This window comes from Burkholderia sp. ZZQ-2 (assembly GCF_050768715.1).
GTDB lineage: Bacteria > Pseudomonadota > Gammaproteobacteria > Burkholderiales > Burkholderiaceae > Burkholderia > Burkholderia cepacia.
Genome location: NZ_LDVA01000266.1, coordinates 41,662 through 60,885, shown reverse-complemented (window position 1 = coordinate 60,885; position 19,224 = coordinate 41,662). Strand labels below are relative to the sequence as shown.

The following is a 19,224-nucleotide window of genomic DNA, read 5'->3' as shown; positions in this document are numbered from 1 at the left end:
GACCTCGCCGCGCCCGCGCTGGTAGTAATCGGCGGCGAACGACACGAGCGCGAGCCAGTCCGGCGACAACGGCGGCAGGTCGGTGCAGATCGCGTCGACCGCGCGCAGCCGGGACGGCGGCACGTCGGTGTGAGTCGTCACTTCGCAGACGAGCCCGACCGCCTGCCGCTTGCCGAACGGCACCTGCACGAGCGTGCCCGGCACGGGCACCGGTTGCGCGTCGCAGCGATAGTCGAACAGGGTGGCGAGCGGATGGTCGAGCGCGACGCGCAGGTAGGTGCCGCTCATCGCGGCGCTCCGGCGGCGGCATGCACCGCATCGAGACGGGCGGCCGGCATCCGCGCCCGCATCGTGGCGGCGGACTTAAAGTAAAACGTCAGATTCGGCGCTAAGTTTTGGATTCGCATTAGGAATCGCCGTATACCCTGCCCAGCCTGTGGATAACTTTGTTGAGAACTCGCCGCTCACGGGCCGCAACGCACGCGGGGCCGCGCTTTCCGCTGATTTTCGCCGTTTGTGGCGGTCCCCCGCGGAGCCTTATTCCATAAGGCTGCTATTCAAATTACCGAACCATAGCGAGGCAATTTGACCGACACAGGGCTCTACCGCGCTGCAACGAGGAAAATGTGTATAAGTCAAGTCTTGACAAGCACTGAATCGGCAACCGGTGCGGGGTTGCGCCCTGTTTAGCGCCGAAAACGAAACGCTGTCATCCCGCAGTGCAGCATGACAGCGCTTGCGTTCAGCCGGCGGCTCCGCTACGGATCGCGCGGCTGTGGTTATGCACCTCGTCGACGAGTTCGGCGACGTGATCGGGCGACGTGAATTGCGAAATACCGTGCCCGAGGTTGAATACATGGCCCGGATGGTTGCCGTAGCTGTCGAGCACCGCACGCGCCTGCTCGCGCACCGCGGCGGGTGGCGCAAACAGGATCGTCGGGTCGAGGTTGCCCTGCAGCGCGACTCGCCCCGCGACGCGCTCGCGCGCGGCGCCGAGGTTGACCGTCCAGTCGAGCCCGACCGCGTCGACGCCGGTCGCCGCGATCTCCTCGAGCCACAGCCCGCCGCCCTTCGTGAACGTGATGACCGGCACGCGCTCGCCGTCATGCTCGCGCTTGAGCTGCGCCACCACGCGGCGGATGTAGTCCAGCGAGAAGCGCTGGTACGCGCCGTCCGCCAGCGCGCCGCCCCACGTATCGAAGATCATCACGGCCTGCGCGCCCGCTTCGATCTGCGCGTTCAGGTAGGCCGCCACGGCCTGCGCGTTCACGTCGAGGATCCGGTGCATCAGGTCGGGGCGCGAATACGCCATCGACTTCACCGTGCGGAAATCGTCCGACCCGCCGCCTTCGACCATGTAGCACGCGAGCGTCCACGGGCTGCCCGAAAAGCCGATCAGCGGCACGCGCTGGCGGCCCTGACCGTCGGTGAGCGCGCGGCGGATCTCGCGCACCGCGCCCGTCACGTAGCCGAGCGTCTCCTCGATGTCCGGCACCGCGAGCCTGGCGACATCGGCCTCGGTACGCACCGGATGCGCGAACTTCGGCCCTTCGCCGACCTGGAAGTCGAGGCCGAGGCCCATCGCGTCCGGAATCGTCAGGATGTCCGAGAACAGGATCGCGGCGTCGAGCGGAAAGCGCTCGAGCGGCTGCAGCGTCACTTCGGTCGCGTAGTCGGGATTCTTCGCGAGACCGAGGAAGCTGCCGGCGCGCGCGCGCGTCGCGTTGTATTCGGGCAGGTAGCGGCCGGCCTGGCGCATCAGCCAGATCGGCGTGTAGTCGGTCGGCTCGCGCAGAAGCGCACGCAGGAAGGTGTCGTTGAGCAGGGTATGGGCCACGGTAGGAGCGACGGTGCGAAGGCAAAGCGGCATTTTACCGGACAGCCGCCGCAAGGCTGCGCATGCCGGCGCGATGGCGGCCATATGACGCGCGCGATGGCTCCGTTATGATCGGACGCTCATATCGAACGAAACGAAGGAGTAGACCGATGAAACCATTCGCCACGCTCGCCGCAGCCGCATTGTTTTGCTGCGCCGCCGCGCACGCGCAGACCGCCGCAGGCGCCGCCGCACCGGGCGCCGGCTCGCGGCTCGACGACGTACTCGCGCGCGGCACGCTGCGCGTCTGCACGACGGGCGACTACAAGCCGTATTCGTACTACCGTGCGGACGGCCGCTTCGAGGGCATCGACATCGACATGGCCGAATCGCTCGCGAAGTCGCTCGGCGTGAAGACCGACTACGTGAAGACGAGCTGGCCGAACCTGACCGGCGACTTCGTCGCGAAATGCGACATCGCGGTGGGCGGCGTCTCGACGACGCTCGAGCGCCAGAAGCGCGTGTTCTTCACGCAGCCGTACGTCGTGGACGGCAAGACGCCGATCGTGCGCTGCGCGGACGCCGACAAATACCAGACCGTCGCGCAGATCGACCGGCCGGAAACGCGCGTGATCGTGAACCCGGGCGGCACCAACGAGCGTTTCGCGAAGCAGTATTTCACGCACGCGAACCTCACGGTCTATCCGGACAACGTAACGATCTTCAAGCAAATCCTCGCGGGCAAGGCGGACGTGATGGTGACGGATGCGTCCGAGACGCTGCTGCAGCAAAAGCTGAATCCGGGCCTGTGCTCGGTGCATCCGGACAAGCCGTTCCAGTTCGGCGAGAAGGCGTACATGGTGCCGCGCGGCGACGTCGCGTTCCAGCAGTACGTCGATCAGTGGCTGCATCTCGCGCTGTCGACCGGCGAATACCAGGCGATTTCGGACAAATGGCTGAAGTAAGCGGGTTCGCACGCGGCGGCCCGCTGTGACTTTAGCGGGCACCGACCCCGCGGCGGCCGCCCGCGAAAATCACTGTACGGCGGTGGCCGAATCACCGCCGTTACACTTCGACGCAGCTCGCCGGCGCCGGCAAAATCGGCCCGATGCCGGCGAACTGGCCGAACGGTCGACTTCCGCGCCGGCCAATCACGTTTCAAAATCTTTCTGACGAATGAATCGTCATGCGCGGCATCTGCCGAACCGCGCATTTTCTCGCGTGTAAATCGGCAATTCGTCGAGCCTGATACGCATGAAAAACGCATCGTGCGCACGCGCTGAAAACGCTGCGGAAAATATGGGTAAAAATGACCTTTTTCGGGCCCTCAAAAACAGCAAAAAATCCCGGAAAGCCTTATCTGGCGGGCGTTACAACCTGAAACACTTTGTTACCGCGAGGGGTCATTAATTCGCCCACAATGGCCTCAACGGTTTCAACACGGATGCGGTCTCGTGTGCCAAGTGTGAGCGGACGCGAAGCGCTGCGAGCCAGTCGGTCACGTACCGAAGCCCTTCCAAGGGGCATCCCTGTTGGAGTCGTTTCCGGCCCCCCGCCGGACTCGGTTTCATCTTTGGTCTCCTCGCGCTAACCCCGTAGCGTGTGGTTTTTAGCGGGCTAATAAGCCCGCTTTTTTTCGTCCATCGAAAACGCAACGGCCCGCAGGCCGCCGCGTTTTTCCAGCGCGTTTTCCCTTCTTCATGCCGCGCTAAGCGGTCTTCTGCACGTCGAGCTTCAGCTCCTCGATCATCCGGTCGCGCATCACGAACTTCTGCACCTTGCCCGTCACCGTCATCGGCAACTCGTCGACGAAGCGGATGTAGCGCGGGATCTTGTAGTGCGCGATCTGCCCGCTGCAGAACGCACGCACGTCGTCCTCGGTCATCTGCTCGTCCGCGCGCAGCACGATCCACGCGCACAGCTCCTCGCCGTACTTCGCATCGGGTACGCCGAATACCTGCGCGCTCTGAATCTTCGGATGCCGAAACAGGAATTCCTCGATCTCGCGCGGATAAACGTTCTCGCCGCCGCGAATCACCATGTCCTTCAACCGGCCGACGATGTTGCAGTAACCGTCCGCATCGAGCGTCGCGAGGTCGCCCGTATGCATCCAGCCGTCCACGAGCACCTCGCGCGTCTTCGTGTCATCGTCCCAGTAGCCGAGCATCACCGAATAGCCCTTCGTGCACAGCTCGCCCGTCGCGCCGACCGGCACGATATCGCCGCCCGGATCGACGATCTTCACTTCCAGGTGCGGCTGGATGCGGCCGACCGTCGTCGTGCGCTTCTCGAGCGGGTCGTCGGTCGAGCTCTGGAACGATACGGGGCTCGTCTCCGTCATCCCGTACGCGATCGTGATCTCGGACAGGTGCATCTGCGACACGACGCGCTTCATCGTCTCGATCGGGCACGGCGAGCCGGCCATGATCCCGGTGCGCAGCGTCGACAGGTCGAATTGCGCGAATGCCGGATGATCGAGCTCCGCGATGAACATCGTCGGCACGCCGTGCAGCGCGGTGCAACGCTCGTCGGCCACCGCCGCGAGTGTCGCGACCGGGTCGAATGCTTCGCCCGGGAACACCATCGCCGCCCCCTTCGACACGCACGCGAGCACCGCGAGCACCATCCCGAAGCAGTGATACAGCGGCACCGGGATGCACAGCGTGTCCTGTTCGGTGAAGCGCATCGCGGTCGCGATCGAGCGGCCGTTGTTGACGACGTTGCGATGCGTGAGCGTCGCGCCCTTCGGGCTGCCCGTCGTGCCGCTCGTGAACTGGATGTTGATCGGCTCATGGGCCTCGAGCGTCGCGCCGATCGCATCGAGCAGCGCGGGATCGACGGCCTGGCGGCCGCGCGCCATCACGTCCGCGAAGCGGAACATGCCGGCCGGCGCGACGTCGCCCATCGACACGACCGTGCGCAGGCTCGGCACGCGCGCCGCATGCAGGTCGCCCGGCGTCGCGGTCGCGAGTTCCGGCGCGATGGTCTGCAGCATCTCGACGTACGCGGACGTCTTGAAGCGCTCGGCGGCGATCACGGCTTTACAGCCGACCTTGTTCAGCGCGTATTCGAGCTCCGCGAGCCGGTAGGCCGGATTGATGTTGACGAGCACCGCGCCGATCCGCGCGGTCGCGAACTGCGTGAGCAGCCATTCGCTGCGGTTCGGCGACCAGATGCCGACGCGATCGCCCTTCACGATGCCGAGCGAGGCCAGCCCGGCCGCCAGCACGTCGACCTCGTTCGCGAACTCGCGCCAGGTCCAGCGCACCTGCTGCTCGCGGAACACGACGGCCGGCCGATCGGGAAAGCGGCCTGCCGTGTCGAGCAGGAACCGGCCGATCGTCGCTTCGGAGAGCGGCACGTCGGTCGTGCCGCGCACGTACGACAATCCGTTTTCGGGCGCGATCAGCGCCCCCACGCCAAGGTCTGCTGCCATGAATGTCTCCGTCCGTTTTTGTCTGACCGGCCCGACATGCGGCTCACGCGTGTCTGCTCCGCCGCCGTCGCGACGGATAGCCTCTCCGGGATGATGCCGTGCGCGGCTGACGACACTCTGACATCGAATTACTGCGGACGGGTGAAATAGCACGACCGGACGGTATGATCCGACCCGTAAAAACAGACGAAAACGACGGGCGAAAAAAAAGCAGCCCGAAGGCTGCTTTCTTTCGCGGGACACGCGGCGCGGCTCAGTGCCGGCTGCGGATCTTCGCCAGACGCTGGATCGCTTCGAGCTGCGCCATCGCGGTCGCGAGCTCGGATTGCGCCTTCGCGAGGTCGAGATCCGACTTCGCGTTCTGCAGCGTTTCCTCGGCACGCTTGCGTGCTTCCTCGGCTTTCGCCGCGTCGAGGTCCTTGCCGCGGATCGCGGTGTCGGCGAGCACCGTCACGGCACCCGGCTGCACTTCGAGAATGCCGCCCGCGACGAACACGAATTCGTCGTTGCCGCCCTCGACTTCGATGCGCACCGCACCCGGACGAATCCGCGTGATCAGCGGCGTGTGACCCGGCAGAATACCCAGCTCACCCGTTTCGCCCGGCAGCGCGACGAATTTCGCCTCGCCCGAGAAGATCTGCTCTTCCGCGCTGACGACGTCTACTTTGATGGTTGCCATATCGACTCCTGTCGATCGGAACGAGCGCTTCAGCGCCTGCTCCGATCCCATGCACGGCGGGTTGAGCGTATTACGTGAGCGCCTGTCCGCGAACGGATACCATCAAGGTATCCCTCACGGACGTAGCGGCGCCCGCTGCGTTACGCCTGACCCTTACGAGATCTTCTTGGCCTTTTCGAAGGCTTCGTCGATCGTGCCGACCATGTAGAACGCCTGTTCCGGCAGGTGGTCGCACTCGCCGTCGACGATCATCTTGAAGCCACGGATCGTTTCCTTCAGCGGCACGTACTTGCCCGGCGAGCCCGTGAACACTTCAGCGACGTGGAACGGCTGCGACAGGAAACGCTGGATCTTACGCGCGCGTGCGACCGACAGCTTGTCTTCCGGCGACAGTTCGTCCATGCCCAGAATCGCGATGATGTCGCGCAGTTCCTTGTAGCGCTGCAGCGTCTGCTGAACACGGCGGGTGATCGAGTAGTGCTCTTCACCGATCACGTTCGGGTCGATCTGGCGCGACGTCGAGTCGAGCGGGTCGACCGCCGGGTAGATACCCAGCGAAGCGATGTCACGCGACAGAACGACGGTTGCGTCCAGGTGGCCGAAGGTCGTAGCCGGCGACGGGTCGGTCAAGTCGTCCGCAGGGACGTACACGGCCTGGACCGACGTAATCGAGCCCTTCTTGGTCGACGTGATGCGCTCTTGCAGCTTGCCCATTTCTTCAGCCAGCGTCGGCTGATAGCCCACTGCCGACGGCATACGGCCGAGCAGTGCCGACACTTCGGTACCGGCCAGCGTGAAACGGTAGATGTTGTCGACGAAGAACAGCACGTCGAGGCCTTCGTCACGGAAGTGCTCGGCCATCGCCAGGCCGGTCAGCGCGACGCGCAGACGGTTGCCCGGCGGCTCGTTCATCTGGCCGTACACCAGCGCGACCTTGTCGAGAACGTTCGAGTCCTTCATTTCGTGGTAGAAGTCGTTCCCTTCACGGGTACGCTCGCCCACGCCCGCGAACACGGAGTAACCGCCGTGCTCCTTCGCGATGTTGTTGATGAGCTCCATCATGTTGACGGTCTTGCCCACGCCAGCACCGCCGAACAGGCCAACCTTACCGCCCTTTGCGAACGGGCAGATCAGGTCGATAACCTTGATACCCGTTTCGAGCAGTTCGGTCGACGGCGACAGTTCGTCGAACGCCGGAGCCTTCTGGTGGATCGAACGCGTCGTTTCGCTTTCGATCGGGCCGGCTTCGTCGATCGGACGGCCGAGGACGTCCATGATTCGGCCGAGGGTCGGCTTGCCGACCGGCACCGAGATCGGCTTTGCCGTGTTCTTCACGGTCAGGCCGCGGCGCAGGCCGTCGGATGCACCCAGACAAATGGTACGGACCACGCCGTCGCCCAGCTGCTGCTGGACTTCGAGCGTCAGTTCCGAGCCATCGAGAATGAGCGCGTCGTAGATCTTCGGCATGCTGTCGCGCGGGAATTCCACGTCGATAACGGCGCCGATGCACTGTACGATCTTGCCTTCTACCAAAGCAGCAGTACTCATCGCTTTTCCTTTAAATACCTGATTCTTTACTCGCGCAAAGGCGCAGTTGTCGTCCGTGGCGCGCGCTTAAACAGCGGCTGCGCCGCCGACGATCTCCGACAGTTCTTTCGTGATCGCGGCCTGGCGGCTCTTGTTGTACACGAGCTGCAGTTCGCTGATCACCGTCTTCGCGTTGTCGGACGCGGCCTTCATCGCGACCATGCGCGCCGATTGCTCGGACGCCATGTTTTCCGCGACGGCCTGGTACACCAGCGCCTCGACGTAACGCACGAGCAGTTCGTCGACGACTGCCTGCGCGTCCGGCTCGTAGATGTAGTCCCACGACGTGGCCGGCGTACCGTCATCGGCTTCGAAGTGTTCCGACGACAGCGGCAGCAACTGCTCGATCACGGCTTCCTGCTTCATCGTGTTGACGAAGCGCGTGTAAGCGATATAAACCGCCGACAGCTTGCCTTCCGAGTACAGATCGAGCTGCGTCTTCACGGCGCCGATCAGCTTGTCCAGATGCGGGGTGTCGCCGAGGTGAACGACCTGCGACATCACCTTCGCGCCGAAGCGGTTCAGGAACCCGAGGCCCTTGCTACCTATCGCGGTGGCTTCGACCTTCTGGCCCTTCTCTTCCAGCTCCTTGAACCTCTGAACCGTCGCACGCAGCACGTTGGTGTTCAAACCGCCGCACAGACCCTTGTCCGTCGTGACGAGAATGATGCCGGCCGTGTTCGCGCCTTCGTTCGCCACCATGAACGGGTGACGGTACTCCGGGTTCGCGCGGCTCATGTGCGCGGCGATGGCACGGACCTTGTCCGCATACGGACGAGCGGCGCGCATGCGTTCCTGCGCGCGACGCATCTTCGATGCGGCCACCATCTCCATCGCCTTCGTGATCTTGCGCGTGTTCTGCACGCTCTTGATCTTCCCGCGAATTTCCTTCATTCCAGCCATAGCTTGCTCCTTGACCGAAGCGGCGCGGGCGCATCAGCACCCGCGCGGCCTCAGTGTGTCACTCGCGGATCAATAGGCACCGGACTTCTTGAAGGATTCGATCGCCGAGCGCAGTGCGCCTTCGTCGTCCTTCGAGAGATCCTTGGTGTCTTCGATGCGCTTGATGAGGTCAGCGTGGCTGGTCTTCAGGTATTCGCGCAGGCCCTTCTCGAACGACAGCACTTGCTTGACGTCGAGGTCGTCGAGGTAGCCGTTGTTCGCGGCGTACAGCGACACGGCCAGTTCCCAGACCTGCAGCGGCTGGTACTGCGGCTGCTTCAGCAGTTCCGTCACGCGGCGGCCGCGCTCGAGCTGCTTGCGGGTCGCTTCGTCGAGGTCCGATGCGAACTGGGCGAATGCCGCCAGTTCACGGTACTGCGCGAGGTCGGTACGGATACCGCCCGACAGCTTCTTCACGACCTTCGTCTGAGCGGCGCCACCGACTCGCGACACCGACACGCCGGCGTTGATTGCCGGGCGGATGCCTGCGTTGAACAGGTCGGTTTCCAGGAAGATCTGGCCGTCGGTAATCGAGATCACGTTCGTCGGAACGAACGCGGTCACGTCGCCAGCCTGCGTTTCGATGACCGGCAGTGCCGTCAGCGAGCCGCTCTTGCCCTTCACTTCGCCGTTCGTGAACTTCTCGACGTACTCTTCCGACACGCGAGCCGCACGCTCGAGCAGACGCGAGTGCAGATAGAACACGTCGCCCGGGTACGCTTCACGGCCCGGCGGGCGGCGCAGCAGCAGCGAGATCTGACGGTATGCCCAGGCCTGCTTGGTCAAGTCGTCATAGATGATCAGCGCGTCTTGGCCGCGGTCGCGGAAGTATTCGCCCATCGTGCAGCCGGCGTACGGTGCGAGGTACTGCATCGCTGCCGAATCCGAAGCCGAAGCGGCGACGACGATCGTGTATTCCATCGCGCCCGTTTCTTCGAGCTTGCGAACCACGTTCATGATCGACGAAGCCTTCTGGCCGATCGCGACGTAGATACAGATCAGGTCCTTGCCCTTCTGGTTGATGATCGCGTCGAGCGCCACCGCGGTCTTGCCGCACTGACGGTCGCCGATGATCAGCTCACGCTGGCCACGGCCGATCGGCACCATCGCGTCGATCGACTTGATGCCCGTCTGCACCGGCTGCGACACCGACTTACGCCAGATCACGCCCGGGGCGATCTTTTCGATCGCATCGGTCAGCTTCGCATTGACCGGGCCCTTGCCGTCGATCGGGTTGCCGAGCGCATCGACCACGCGGCCGACGAGTTCCGGGCCAACCGGGACTTCGAGAATGCGGCCCGTCGTCTTGACGATGTCGCCTTCCGAGATGTGTTCGTATTCGCCGAGAATCACCGCGCCGACCGAGTCGCGCTCGAGGTTCAGCGCGAGGCCGAACGTGTTGCCCGGAAACTCGAGCATTTCGCCCTGCATCACGTCCGACAGGCCGTGGATACGCACGATACCGTCGGTCACGGAGATCACGGTGCCCTGGTTGCGAACGTCTGCGCTCGCTTCAAGGCCCTGGATCCGGCTCTTGATCAGCTCGCTGATCTCAGAGGGATTGAGTTGCATTATTCGCTCCTGATAGTCAATTCTGTTGCGTGCCGGCGTGGCGCTCAGGCGGTCAAGGCAGCCTGCATCGATGCGAGGCGCGCGCGAACCGAGGTGTCGAGCACTTCGTCGCCGACCGTCACGCGCACGCCGCCGATCAGCGACGAATCGACTTCGACCGTCGGTTTCAGCTTGCGCTTGAACTTGCGTTCGAGGCCCGAGACGAGACTGTCGAGATCCGCGCCGTTCAGCGGGAACGCGCTCACGATCTCGGCGTCGGCGGCACCTTCACGTTCGTTCTTGAGCGCCTCGAACTGCTCGGCAATTTCCGGCAGCAGCGCGATGCGATGATTGTCGACCAGCATCTGCACGAAGTTCTTCGCTTCGGCGCCGGCCGCGAGCGGCGACTTCGCAGCAGCAAGCAGCAACTCGGCTACTTGCGTGCGCGTCACCTTCGGGCTCGACGCGACCGACAGCACTTCCGGCAGACGCGCAACCTGGGCCAGCTCTTGCACGAGCGTGGACCAGGCGGCGATGTCACCGCCCTCGGCCACGCGGAACAGCGCTTCTGCGTAAGGGCGGGCGATGGTTGCAAGTTCGGCCATGATCAGAGCTCGGCTTTCAGTTGATTCAGCAGTTGGGCGTGGGCCGTTTGATCGACTTCGCGCTTCAGGATCTGCTCGGCGCCCTTCACGGCCAGCGTAGCGACTTCGCCACGCAGCGCTTCGCGCGCCTTCACGATTTGCTGTTCTGCTTCCGCCTTCGCCTGGGCGACGATGCGGGCGGCTTCAGCCTGGGCGTTGGCCTTGATTTCCTCGGCGACCGCCTGGGCACGCTTTTCAGCGTCGGCGATGCGCTGCTGGCCGTCATTGCGGGCCTGCGCGAGTTCCTGGTCCACGCGCTTGTGCGCTGCGTCGAGTTCTGCCTTGCCCTTCTCGGCGGCGGCGAGGCCGTCGGCGATCTTCTTCGAACGTTCGTCGAGGGCGTTGATCAACGGCGGCCACACGAACTTCATCGTGAACCACGCGAGGACCAGGAACACGACCATTTGCGCAAACAGAGTTGCGTTGAGATTCACGGTGTTTCCTTATCTGCTATTCCGGAAAAATGAAACGGTAAGGCGCTCATCGAGTTGCATTCGATCAGCGCCCCAAGTCTCCGTTCCGCCCTGCGCCGGCTCACGCCGGACGCATATTTCCGAGGAACCTTAGCCTGCGACGAGCTTCGACAGGAGCGGGTTCGCGAACGCGAACAGCATTGCAACACCCACGCCGATCAGGAATGCCGCGTCGATCAGACCAGCCAGCAGGAACATCTTCGTTTGCAGCGGGTTGATGAGTTCCGGCTGACGTGCGCAGGCTTCGATGTACTTACCACCCATCAGCGCGATACCGATACAGGCGCCGATTGCACCCAGGCCGATGATGATGCCGATACCGATGGCGGTCAGACCCTGGATGTTGGCGATGTAAGCTTGCATGATCACTCCTTTGTGAAAAGACTTGGAACTGAGATTTAAAAAACTAAAACGGAAACTCTTTTTTGCACGCCGCGCTTAGTGCTTGTCGTGCGCCTGGCCGAGATACACCAGCGTCAGCATCATGAAAATGAATGCCTGCAACAGAACAATCAGGATGTGGAAGATTGCCCAGACGCTGCCCGCGATCACGTGGCCAACGAAGCCGAGGAACGTTGCGTCGCCACCGAAGCTCCACATGCTGCCGAGCAGGGCGATCAACAGGAACAACAGCTCACCCGCGTACATGTTGCCGAACAGCCGCATACCGAGGGAGACGGTCTTGGCAAGATATTCGACGATGTTGAGCGCGAGGTTAGGGATCCACAGCAGCGGGTGGGCGCCGAACGGTGCCGACAGCAGCTCATGCACAAAGCCGCCCGCGCCCTTGATCTTGATGCTGTAGTAGATCATCAGGACGAACACGCCGAGCGCGATGCCGAGCGTGCCGTTCAGGTCGGCCGTCGGGACGATGCGATGGTGGGAAATCACGTCCGACAGACCGAGCAGGCCGATCACGCGGCCCGGCAGGTCGACCGGGAGGAAGTCGAGGGAGTTCATCAGCGCGACCCACACGAACACCGTGAGCGCGAGCGGAGCGATGAAGGTACGATTGCCGTGAACGATGGCCTTCGATTGGTCTTCGACCATCTCGACGAGCATCTCGATCGCGCACTGGAAACGGCCCGGCACGCCCGACGTCGCCTTGCGGGCAGCCAGACGCAGCAGGACGATCGTCACGATGCCGCAAACGATCGACCAGAACAGCGTGTCGAGATTCCAGACGTGGATGTCGAAAATCGACGTCTGATGCGAGGTGGAGAAATTCTGCAAGTGGTGCGCAATGTACTCGGACGGATCCGGACCGCGCGTGCCTTCGCTAGCTGCCATATCGTTAATGCCACCCAAATTGTCGAAAATCGTTTTGCCAGTTCCGCAACACGCTATTGCGGGAACGGGCCGGCGCGGTTCGTTGTCGAAACCGCACGCTGCTTGTTCCTTACCGCCAGGCCAGTGCGATCCAGTACGTCTTCAGCACGACGAGGTACGTGACGAGGAACGGCACCCAGTGCACGCCGGCCCAGCCGAACGCCACTGCAGTGAACATCCCGATCGTCAGAGCGAGCTTCAGGGCTTCGCCCATCACCCAGCTCATCACGGTGGCCGAACCACCTGCCTTCAGTCGTGCCACGAATACCGCACTTGGCACCCAGCCGATCGCTCCGCCCAGAAACGCGGATTGCGCAGCGGCGCCCGGCGACTTCGAAAACAGCCACCACGCCAGCGTTGCAACCAGGGACAGAACCACTTGCGCGAATACCACCTTATAGGGGGTCACGCGCGAGGGCTTGCTCACGTTCGGGCCGAACAGCTTTTCGGCTTCTGCCCGCGTGAGCGGAACGATGTTGTTATCTTGCTGCTCGGCGTCCCAGTCATCGTCGGATTCGCGCCGCTCGCCGGCCGCCGAAGCGGTGCGTTGCGTGCGCTGATCATCGTGCCTGTCGTCCGGCGCCTGACCCGCCATCGCAATCTTCCGCAAAATCCTTGAACCCGGCCCCAAGCTTTCTGAAAGCTTTCAGGGGTGCCTAGCTAACAAATCCGGGCGATTGTAAGCGATAGTTGCAAGTGATTCAAGGCTTTAGACGCGACAAAAACCTGCGTAAAACGACGCCTCATCATGTGAAAAAACACGCGATTCGACGACGTACGATGACAGTTGTAAGGTCGCTTTTTTGCGCCGGTATTTCTTGCTCGAAAAAATCCGGCGACGAGGAAATGACAAGGAAACGAGGCCCGATGCGGATGCCGGCGGGACGGCTCGAACGCCATCCGGAATCCACGCCGTGACGCGGCCCCGGGCTCACGCCAAGCACGAAGCGCCGAGCAGGAAAAACCTGTGACCATCCGGCGGCATCGGATGCCCGAAATCGGGGCCGACGCCGACGCGTCGAATCATCCAATCAGTTGTCATGCCACCACAGGCGATCGACTGTGAATTGCCGGACTTATCAACAGCCCCGCAGCCAGCGCGAATACTGTGCACCTGCCCCGCCACCCGAATCGCACGGCTGTGCCGCGCGCAGCCGCGTCACTCAACCGTGAACGAGCAGCCACGCACCGACCGCCGCGCTGGCGAGTGCGAACGGAATCGAAACCAGATGGAACGGCAGCCACATGCGCGGCTCCTTCGCGAGACGCACCGCGATCAGGTTCGCAAGCGAGCCGATCGCGAAACCGAAGCCGCCGACCGATACGCCGAACGCGAGCGCACGCCAGTCGTGCGTGAATTCCGACAGCAGGATCGCGGCCGGTACATTGCTGATGACCTGTGACAACAGCGCGCCGGCCGCGTAGACGCGCAGCGGCGAATCGAGTTGCGCATTCGCAATCGTGTCGTGCACGACGGGCAGCGCAGCCGCGGTACGCAGCACGACGAACATCAGTACGAAGATCAGCAGCAGCAGCCAGTCGATCTTCAGGACTGCGTCGCGTTTGACGGCGAGCAGCACGATGGCGACACCGACGAGACCGGGCAGCGGATGATGCGCATCGGCGAGCAGCACGAACGCGGCGAACAGCACCGCCGCGATCAGCGCGTGCATGCGTTGCACGGGCAGCGCTGTGACGTCGCCGGACAAGTCGAGCGGCTTCGCGCGAAACGCGCATGCGGTCAGCACGAGCAGCAGCGCCATCAGCGCGATCGCGAGCGGCCCGAGCGTGACCACGAAGCGGCCGAACGACGCACCGCTCAATTGCCACAGGAATAGATTCTGGGGATTGCCGAGCGGCGTCGCGACGGACCCCGCGTTGACCGCCAGCGCGACGACGATCACGAGCCGCCGGAACGGCAGTGGCGTCAGCGCACGCAGCGAGACCATCAACGGCACGACGACGAACAGCGCGACGTCGTTGGTGAGCCACATCGACAACAACGCGGCGAACCCCACGAGCAACAACGCGAGCCCGCGTTCGGAATGCACGTGATGCACGATGCGGTGTGCGAGCCACATCAGGCAGCCGGACAACTCGAGCGCCTTGGTCAGCATCAGCAGGCCCGCCAGCGTCGCGACCGTCTGCCAGTCGACGCGACCGGCCAACACGGAAAATGGTTGCGGACGCACCCATTGCAGCACGATCAGGCCAAGCACAAGAACCGACAGCACCGGCTCCTGCGCAAGCCATCCCAGCCACCGGCGCGGCGTCGGCGCGCCCGTCTTCTCCATCGGCACCGCGTTACTCTTCGGTCGCGACGTTGCCGCGCAGCCGCACGAGAATGCCCTCGAGCGCGTCGAGGTTGCCGAAGTCGATCGTGACCTGCCCTCGTCCGCGGCGGCCGAGCTTGATCTTCACCGTCGACGCGAGCAGGTCGGACAACTCCTCCTCGAGACGGCGCGTATCGCGCCCGCCGTCGTCCTTCGCGCGCGCCTTCACGGCCGGCGCTTCCTTCGTCGTGTGCGTGACGAGCTTCTCGGTCTCCCGCACCGACATGCGCTTGTTGACGACCTGATGGGCGAGCGTGATCTGCGTGGCCGCATCGACGGCGAGCAGCGCGCGCGCATGCCCCATGTCGAGATCACCGGCCAGCAGCATCGTCTGCACCGGCGAAGCCAGGTTCAGCAGGCGCAGCAGGTTCGACACTGCGCTGCGCGAACGGCCGACCGATTCGGCCGCCTGTTCGTGCGTGAAACCGAACTCGTCGAGCAGGCGCTGGATACCGTGCGCCTCTTCGAGCGGGTTCAGATCCTCGCGCTGGATGTTCTCGATCAGCGCCATCGCCGCGGCGGCCTGGTCGGACACATCCTTCACGAGCACCGGCACTTCATCGAGGCCCGCGAGGCGTGCCGCGCGGAAACGGCGCTCGCCCGCGATGATCTCGTATTTGTCTGACGAAATGGGCCGTACCAGGATCGGCTGCATCACGCCCTGCGCGCGAATGCTCGCCGCGAGCTCCTGCAGGCTGCCTTCGTCCATCCGCGTCCGCGGCTGGTACTTGCCGGCCTGCAGCTTGCCGAGCGCGAGCGTGTTCGGTGCCCCTTCGATCTTCACCGCTTCGGTGATATCGGCACTGCCGCCGAGCAGCGCTTCGAGGCCACGTCCCAAGCCCTTCTTCTTTGGTACCGCGTTCATGTCTTTCTTCCTCGCTTCGCTCATGTCCGGATCACGACACCTCGAACGCGCGAACGCGGTCGATCATCTCGGCACCGAACTGGAGATACGCTTGCGCACCGCGCGAGCTGCGGTCGAACACGACGCCAGGCAGCCCGTAGCTCGGCGCTTCCGCCAGGCGCACGTTGCGCGGAATCACCGCGTCGAACACCTTGTCGCCGAAGTGCGCTTTCAGTTGATCGGAGACTTGCTGCTGCAGCGTGATGCGCGGATCGAACATCACACGCAGCAAGCCGATGATCTTCAGGTCGCGGTTCATGTTCGCGTGAACCTGCTTGATCGTGTTGACGAGGTCCGACAACCCCTCCAGTGCAAAGTATTCGCACTGCATGGGGATCACGACGCCATGCGCCGCGCACAAGCCGTTCAGCGTCAGCAGCGACAGCGTCGGCGGGCAATCGATCAGCACGAAATCGTAATCGTCGGCCACGTGCTCGAGCGCGGCCTTCAGCCGGCGCTCGCGGTTGTCGATGCTGATCAGTTCGATCTCGGCACCGGACAGCTCGCGGTTCGCGGGCAGCACATCGTAGGTGACGCCGTCCGGCCGGATGCGCGCGTCGGTCACCGACACGCCGTCGACCAGCACCTCGTACACGGTCGCTTCGCAAGCAGCCTTGTCGATCCCGCTGCCCATCGTCGCGTTACCCTGAGGGTCGAGATCGATCAGCAGGACTCGTTGCTCCTGCGCTGCAAGGCTTGCGGCGAGATTGACCGATGTCGTCGTCTTGCCGACGCCCCCCTTCTGGTTCGCAACGCAGAAGATCTTTGCCATCGTTGGTGTGTTCCCTTTACCTTCAAACAAACGGCGCGCCATCGCGCGCCGGCCCTTCAATTCGCTTCGTCGACGGCCACTTCGATCAGATGCCGTTCGGCATCGAGCAACGGCACCGCCAGCCGTATCGTCTGCTTCACGCGGCTGCCTTCCGGCAACCGCGCAATCTCGTCGTCCGGATGAACGCCCTTCATTGCCCAGATCGATCCGCCCGGCGCAACCAGGTGTCGAGCAAGTTTAACGAAGTCGGACAGATCCGCGAAAGCGCGGGATACGATCATGTCGAATTTTTCCGGCACTTCGACACCCGGCTGCAGCGATTCGACCCGCCCCGTGACCACCGACAGGTTCGCGAGCTTCAGCTCCGCACGCATCTGGGTCTGGAATGCAGACTTCTTCTGCACGATATCGTTCAGCGTGATCTGCCAATCCGGCTCGACGATCGCCAGCACGATACCGGGCAATCCGCCGCCCGAGCCGACGTCGAGCACGCGGGCCGATGCACGGCCACGCAGATGCGGAACGATGGAAAGCGAATCGAGGATGTGCTGGATCAGCATCTGCTTCGGGTCGCGGATCGCGGTCAGGTTGTAGACCGCGTTCCACTTGCCGAGCAGCGCGACATAGTCGAGCAGCTGGTTGCGTTGTGCATCCGTCAGCGTGAGGTCGAGCGCCGTCGTGCCTTCGACGAGCATCTGTTCCAGTACGTCCCGATTAACCGCCGGCGCGCGACGCGCCGTCATTGTTGCGTCGGGACGGCGCCGTCCCCCTGCTCCGCTGCCGCTTCGGCCGTGCCATTACGGCGGCCCAGGCCGCGACGCTTCAGGTGCACCATCAGCAGCGAGATTGCCGCCGGCGTGACACCCGAGATGCGCGACGCCTGCCCGATCGTTTCCGGCCGGAACTCGTTGAGCTTCTGGCTCACCTCGAACGACAGGCCGCGGACTTCGCGGTAATCGATACCGTCGGGCAGGCGCGTGTTCTCGTTCGCATCGTTGCGTTCGATTTCCGATGCCTGGCGCTCGATGTAGCCCTGATACTTGATGCCGATCTCGACCTGCTCCTTGATCTGCTCGAGCAGCACCGGATCGTCGGCCAGCGGCTCAGCGGGGCCGCACTCGCCGCCCTTCAGTCCGCACACACCGTCGTAGCTGATACCCGGACGGCGCAGCAGTTCGGCGAGGCTGTATTCGTGGTCGATCGCCTTGCCGAGGAGCGCGGTCGCCTCTTCCGGCGGCAACGTCTTCGGCGTGACCCACGTCGACTTCAGGCGTTCGGTTTCACGTGAAACAGCGTCGCGCTTCCGGCTGAATGCGTCCCAGCGTGCGTCGTCGACGAGCCCCAGTTCGCGGCCGATCTCGGTCAAGCGCATGTCGGCATTGTCTTCACGCAGGCTGAGGCGATACTCGGCGCGGCTCGTGAACATCCGGTACGGCTCGGCCACACCGCGCGTCACGAGATCGTCGACCAGCACGCCAAGGTAGGCCTGGTCACGGCGCGGGCACCATGCGTCCTTCTGCTGCACGTAGCGGCCAGCGTTGAGACCGGCCAGCAGACCCTGCGCGGCCGCTTCTTCATAGCCCGTCGTCCCATTGATCTGGCCCGCAAAGAACAGCCCGTTGATCGCCTTCGTTTCGAGCGACGCCTTCAGCGCACGCGGGTCGAAGTAGTCGTACTCGATCGCGTAGCCGGGGCGCAGGATATGCGCGTTCTCGAGGCCGCGCATCGAGTGCACGAGCTCGAGCTGGACGTCGAACGGCAGGCTCGTCGAGATCCCGTTCGGGTAGAACTCGTTGGTCGTCAGCCCTTCCGGCTCCAGGAAGATCTGGTGCGATTCCTTCGAAGCGAACCGGTGAATCTTGTCCTCGATCGACGGGCAATAGCGCGGCCCGACGCCTTCGATCACGCCTGTATACATAGGCGAACGGTCGAGGCCGCCACGAATGATGTCGTGCGTGCGCTCGTTCGTATGTGTGACCCAGCACGGCAGTTGCTGCGGATGCTGCTCCGCACGGCCCAGGAACGAGAAGACGGGGATCGGATCGAGATCGCCCGGCTGTTCATCCAGCTGCGAGAAGTCGATCGAGCGACCATCGATACGCGGCGGCGTACCGGTCTTCAGGCGGCCCTGCGGCAGCTTCAGCTCCTTCAGGCGCGACGATAGCGACACGGCCGCCGGATCGCCCGCACGACCACCCGTATAGTTGTTCAGGCCGACGTGAATCTTGCCGTCGAGGAACGTACCGGCTGTCAGCACGACCGCACGCGCACGGAAGCGTATGCCGATCTGCGTGACGGCGCCCACCACGCGGTCGCCTTCGACCATCAGGTCGTCGACAGCCTGCTGGAACAGCCACAGGTTCGGCTGATTCTCGAGCCGGTGGCGAATCGCGGCCTTGTACAGGATGCGATCGGCCTGCGCACGCGTCGCGCGCACGGCAGGCCCCTTCGACGAATTGAGGATCCGGAACTGAATACCGCTCTCGTCGGTCGCGGCTGCCATTGCGCCACCCAGCGCATCGACTTCCTTGACCAGATGGCCCTTGCCAATGCCGCCGATCGACGGATTGCAGCTCATCTGCCCGAGCGTTTCGATGTTGTGGGTCAGCAGTAATGTCTTTGCGCCCATGCGGGCGGACGCCAGCGCGGCTTCCGTGCCGGCATGACCGCCACCGACGACGATGACGTCAAATTCTGTGGGAAAAAGCATGGTGGATTCCGTACGCAGGACTGCGCACGAACCTATCTGAGAAATGTA

General features: G+C 63.7%; 17 protein-coding genes and 1 pseudogene. 1 reads left to right on the top strand and 17 read right to left on the bottom strand.

Annotated elements, in window-relative coordinates; translation table 11 throughout:
* Together ABY44_RS20275 and hemE are read right to left on the bottom strand one after the other, a co-directional pair.
* Window positions 1-288: pseudogene (locus tag ABY44_RS20275) on the bottom strand (primosomal protein N'); the annotation flags it as partial.
* Between the two features lie 454 nt (window positions 289-742).
* A complete protein-coding gene (gene hemE / locus ABY44_RS20270) occupies window positions 743-1,837 on the bottom strand; it encodes a uroporphyrinogen decarboxylase (RefSeq protein WP_034195829.1) in 1,095 nt (364 codons plus the stop codon).
* Window positions 1,838-1,986: 149 nt separating this feature from the next.
* On the opposite strand from hemE, the gene ABY44_RS20265 reads away from it, so the two are divergent.
* A complete protein-coding gene (locus ABY44_RS20265) occupies window positions 1,987-2,781 on the top strand; it encodes a transporter substrate-binding domain-containing protein (protein WP_060174952.1) in 795 nt (264 codons plus the stop codon).
* Window positions 2,782-3,524: 743 nt separating this feature from the next.
* On the opposite strand, the gene ABY44_RS20260 is transcribed toward ABY44_RS20265, so the two are convergent.
* The 15 genes from ABY44_RS20260 to mnmG form a co-directional block, all read right to left on the bottom strand.
* Window positions 3,525-5,252, bottom strand: a complete 1,728-nt coding sequence (locus tag ABY44_RS20260; protein ID WP_060174951.1) for an AMP-binding protein — start codon at window positions 5,250-5,252, stop codon at window positions 3,525-3,527.
* Between the two features lie 253 nt (window positions 5,253-5,505).
* Window positions 5,506-5,931 (bottom strand): F0F1 ATP synthase subunit epsilon, encoded by a 426-nt coding sequence (locus tag ABY44_RS20255; protein WP_006477288.1) that lies wholly within the window; start codon window positions 5,929-5,931, stop codon window positions 5,506-5,508.
* Window positions 5,932-6,084: 153 nt separating this feature from the next.
* Entirely contained in the window at window positions 6,085-7,479 is a 1,395-nt protein-coding gene (gene atpD / locus ABY44_RS20250; RefSeq protein ID WP_431641671.1) for a F0F1 ATP synthase subunit beta, read from the bottom strand.
* Window positions 7,480-7,545: 66 nt separating this feature from the next.
* Window positions 7,546-8,421, bottom strand: a complete 876-nt coding sequence (gene atpG, locus ABY44_RS20245) for a F0F1 ATP synthase subunit gamma (RefSeq protein ID WP_060174950.1) — start codon at window positions 8,419-8,421, stop codon at window positions 7,546-7,548.
* Between the two features lie 69 nt (window positions 8,422-8,490).
* On the bottom strand, window positions 8,491-10,032 hold the full coding sequence (atpA, locus tag ABY44_RS20240; protein WP_031397081.1) for a F0F1 ATP synthase subunit alpha: 1,542 nt from the start codon (window positions 10,030-10,032) through the stop codon (window positions 8,491-8,493).
* Between the two features lie 44 nt (window positions 10,033-10,076).
* On the bottom strand, window positions 10,077-10,616 hold the full coding sequence (locus ABY44_RS20235; RefSeq protein WP_006482713.1) for a F0F1 ATP synthase subunit delta: 540 nt from the start codon (window positions 10,614-10,616) through the stop codon (window positions 10,077-10,079).
* 2 nt (window positions 10,617-10,618) lie between these two features.
* Window positions 10,619-11,089: a F0F1 ATP synthase subunit B gene (locus tag ABY44_RS20230; RefSeq protein ID WP_021160443.1), complete on the bottom strand. Its 471-nt coding sequence runs from the start codon at window positions 11,087-11,089 to the stop codon at window positions 10,619-10,621.
* 129 nt (window positions 11,090-11,218) lie between these two features.
* Complete coding sequence (gene atpE / locus ABY44_RS20225) at window positions 11,219-11,491, bottom strand: F0F1 ATP synthase subunit C (protein ID WP_021160442.1); 273 nt, start codon at window positions 11,489-11,491, stop codon at window positions 11,219-11,221.
* 75 nt (window positions 11,492-11,566) lie between these two features.
* Complete coding sequence (gene atpB / locus ABY44_RS20220) at window positions 11,567-12,418, bottom strand: F0F1 ATP synthase subunit A (RefSeq protein WP_012492242.1); 852 nt, start codon at window positions 12,416-12,418, stop codon at window positions 11,567-11,569.
* Between the two features lie 109 nt (window positions 12,419-12,527).
* On the bottom strand, window positions 12,528-13,052 hold the full coding sequence (locus ABY44_RS20215; RefSeq protein ID WP_021160441.1) for an ATP synthase subunit I: 525 nt from the start codon (window positions 13,050-13,052) through the stop codon (window positions 12,528-12,530).
* Window positions 13,053-13,620: 568 nt separating this feature from the next.
* Window positions 13,621-14,751 (bottom strand): SLC13 family permease, encoded by a 1,131-nt coding sequence (locus tag ABY44_RS20210; protein ID WP_027788712.1) that lies wholly within the window; start codon window positions 14,749-14,751, stop codon window positions 13,621-13,623.
* A gap of 10 nt (window positions 14,752-14,761) precedes the next feature.
* Complete coding sequence (locus ABY44_RS20205) at window positions 14,762-15,655, bottom strand: ParB/RepB/Spo0J family partition protein (protein ID WP_027788713.1); 894 nt, start codon at window positions 15,653-15,655, stop codon at window positions 14,762-14,764.
* 31 nt (window positions 15,656-15,686) lie between these two features.
* Window positions 15,687-16,466: a ParA family protein gene (locus ABY44_RS20200; protein WP_027788714.1), complete on the bottom strand. Its 780-nt coding sequence runs from the start codon at window positions 16,464-16,466 to the stop codon at window positions 15,687-15,689.
* A 56-nt stretch (window positions 16,467-16,522) separates the two neighbouring features.
* Complete coding sequence (gene rsmG / locus ABY44_RS20195; RefSeq protein ID WP_048023976.1) at window positions 16,523-17,209, bottom strand: 16S rRNA (guanine(527)-N(7))-methyltransferase RsmG; 687 nt, start codon at window positions 17,207-17,209, stop codon at window positions 16,523-16,525.
* Window positions 17,206-19,176: a tRNA uridine-5-carboxymethylaminomethyl(34) synthesis enzyme MnmG gene (gene mnmG / locus ABY44_RS20190; RefSeq protein ID WP_060174949.1), complete on the bottom strand. Its 1,971-nt coding sequence runs from the start codon at window positions 19,174-19,176 to the stop codon at window positions 17,206-17,208. Before mnmG ends, rsmG begins: the two co-directional genes overlap by 4 nt.
* Window positions 19,177-19,224: the final 48 nt, after the last annotated feature.